The sequence below is a fragment of the Actinotalea ferrariae genome, assembly GCF_019733465.1.
Classification (GTDB): Bacteria; Actinomycetota; Actinomycetes; order Actinomycetales; family Cellulomonadaceae; genus Actinotalea; species Actinotalea ferrariae_A.
On sequence record NZ_JACVQL010000159.1, the window covers coordinates 1 to 2,540 of the forward strand.

The window sequence follows — 2,540 nt, forward strand, 5'->3', positions numbered from 1 at the left end:
GTTGCGCACGCCATGCGTGCGCAACCCTTCCTCGTCCAGCCTGCGCGGCGCAGCGCGCGGTACCGCTGCCCGTCCGTGCGCGCTCGTCGCTGTGTTGAAGACTTCGTCACGCCAGGCGCTACCAAGTCTTCGTCGAGCGTCAGATGCCGCCCGCCGCCGCCCGCCGAGCCCTGCCGCTGCCTGTCGTCTGTCGCGAGGGGCGTCTGGCACGCGACGCTGCCGCCCTATTCGCGCGGGAGCGTCGGAAGTGCAGGTCAGGGGCGCGGGTAGCGGTCCGGGCCGTTCGAGCGGACGACGAGGACGGCGGGCGGTCGCCCCCCGGTGCGCAGGTGGTCGAGCACGAGGCGCTCGTGCGGGACGACGTCGTCGGGCAGGTCGTCGAGCGGGAACCACGCCATCTCGGCGGCGTTGGTCGGCTCGGCGATCCGCGGCTCGCCGGCCCACCGGCGGGTCTCGAAGAAGACGTCGCACCGCTGCTCGACGGCGGGTCCGCCCGGCTCGAACCGGTGCAGGGTCGTGAGGGGCACCAGATCGGACGGCTCGATCCCGACGGCGCCCTCCTCGTGCGCCTCGCGGACGGCAGCGTCGACGACCGACTCGCCGGCGTCGACGTGCCCGGCGAGCAGCCCCCACAGGCCGTCCATGTACCCGGTCCCACGGCGGCGCTGGAGCAGCACCTCGTCCTGACGCCGGAGCACGACGTACGACGCCGCGACGAGCAGGGTCCGTCCGGGCGTCATCGCTGCACTGCTCACGGCGGCCACGGTACGGGGCGGCGCGGCTGCGTCAGACCGGTTCGTCGTCCGTGGTGAAGCCGATGACCTTGTGGCTGCCGTCGCAGTAGGGCTTGATGCCCGACGCGCCGCAGCGGCACAGCGCCACGGTCCGACGGCGGCGCGGGGCCGGCTGGCCGCTCGCAAGCATGATCTCGACGTCGCCGCGCACGAGCAGGGGGCCGTTGGGGCACGCGGTGATGCTCGCCCAGCCGGCCTTCTCGCCGGGCGCGCCGGATGCGCCGGGCACAGCGGCGTCGTCGGGCGGGCAGCAGGCGTCCGTGGTGTCGTCCGGCTCGCGACGGCGGCCTGAGCGGATCTCGCTGATGGTCATCCCAGGAGTCAACCGCGCGCCGGACCGCGTCGCGCGGCGAGCGGGCGCCCGCACCGCGCCCCGCGCCCTGAACGGCGACGATCATGCTCCGGATGCGGGGGGCGGCGACCGGTGCGAGCCTGGCGGCCGGGCGCCTCAGGCGGCGCCCGGCGTCGTCGCGCCGTGACCTGCCCGACGTCGACGCACCCGACGAGGAGAGCACGCATGCGACGACCCGCCGCCCGAGGCCCGCTGAGCACCGCCCTGCTGGAGACGCTGACGACCGACCCCGCGTCCGCGCCGTCCCTGACCGCGCTGCAGGGCGCCGCCGAGCGCGCCGTGCGCGACACCGACGACGTCCTCGCCGACGAGGACGTCCAGCTCTCCCTCGTGGTGCTCTACGAGCTCGCCTACCGCGGCGTCGACGGCGTGCACGACGACTGGGAGTGGCACCCGGACCTGCTGCGCGTGCGGGCCACGCTCGAGGCGCCCTTCGAGGCGGCGATCCGCGCGCTCGTCCCCGTGCCGCGAACGGACGCGCGCTCGGCCCACGAGGTCGCCGAGGCGCTGTTCGCGCTGACCGCGGCGGACGACGGGCCCAGCGTCTCGTCGTACATCGCGAAGAAGGCGACCGACACCCAGCTGCGCGAGTTCCTCGTGCACCGCTCGATCTACCACCTCAAGGAGGCGGACCCGCACAGCTGGGCGCTGCCCCGGCTCAGCGGCCGCGCGAAGTCCGCGCTCATCGAGATCCAGACCGACGAGTACGGCGGTGGCCGGCCCGGGCACATCCACTCCGAGCTGTTCGCACGGACGCTGCGCGCGATGGGTCTCGACGACACCGACGGCGCCTACCTCGACCTCGTCCCCGCGCCCACGCTGGCGTCCGTCAACATGATGAGCCTGTTCGGCCTCCACCGGCGCCTGCGCGGCGCGATCACCGGGCACCTCGCCGCCTTCGAGATGACGTCGTCGATCCCGTGCCGCAAGTACGCCAACGGCTTCCGCCGCCTCGGCTACGGCGAGGACGTCACGCTGTACTTCGACGAGCACGTGGAGGCCGACGCCGTCCACGAGCAGATCGCGGGACGCGACCTCGCGGGCGCGCTCGCCGAGTCCGAGCCCGAGGTGCGCGACGACGTGCTGTGGGGCGCCGCGGCCTACCTCGCGGTCGACGGCCTCGCGGGCGCCCAGATGCTCGAGGCGTGGCAGGCGGGTCGCACGGCGCTGCGCCGGCCGGTCAGCCTCGCGGCCTGACGGGCCGAGCCCGCCGTCGGCCCGGTGATCGTGGAGACTCCGCACCGCCTGCCGTGACCCGCGCTCCACGATCAGCCCCGGCCGCGTGTGATGGCCGGGGCGGCGGCGGCGTGGGTCAGCGCAGCAGCCGGGCGCGGGCCGCGCCGAGCGCGTCGGCGTCGGCCAGCCAGCCGCGCGCGCCCTGCCCGGTGCACGAC

Annotated in this window: 3 protein-coding genes; 1 reads left to right on the forward strand and 2 read right to left on the reverse strand. The window is 75.2% G+C overall.

Going from position 1 to position 2,540, the window contains the following annotated elements; all coding sequences use genetic code 11:
* Nucleotides 1-254 precede the first annotated feature (254 nt).
* Both ICW40_RS12845 and ICW40_RS21585 read right to left on the reverse strand, forming a co-directional pair.
* On the reverse strand, nucleotides 255-755 hold the full coding sequence (locus ICW40_RS12845) for an NUDIX hydrolase (RefSeq protein ID WP_308121786.1): 501 nt from the start codon (nucleotides 753-755) through the stop codon (nucleotides 255-257).
* Nucleotides 756-786: 31 nt separating this feature from the next.
* Nucleotides 787-1,107, reverse strand: coding sequence for a CDGSH iron-sulfur domain-containing protein (locus tag ICW40_RS21585; protein WP_221654416.1), 321 nt, complete (start codon nucleotides 1,105-1,107; stop codon nucleotides 787-789).
* 204 nt (nucleotides 1,108-1,311) lie between these two features.
* On the opposite strand from ICW40_RS21585, the gene ICW40_RS12855 reads away from it, so the two are divergent.
* Nucleotides 1,312-2,343, forward strand: coding sequence for an iron-containing redox enzyme family protein (locus tag ICW40_RS12855; protein ID WP_221654417.1), 1,032 nt, complete (start codon nucleotides 1,312-1,314; stop codon nucleotides 2,341-2,343).
* Nucleotides 2,344-2,540: the final 197 nt, after the last annotated feature.

Excerpts from the sequence above, each read along its gene's own strand:
- ICW40_RS21585 (WP_221654416.1), bottom strand. The coding sequence starts at position 1,107 with ATGACCATCAGCGAGATCCGCTCAGGCCGCCGTCGCGAGCCGGACGAC.
- ICW40_RS12855 (WP_221654417.1), top strand. The coding sequence starts at position 1,312 with ATGCGACGACCCGCCGCCCGAGGCCCGCTGAGCACCGCCCTGCTGGAG.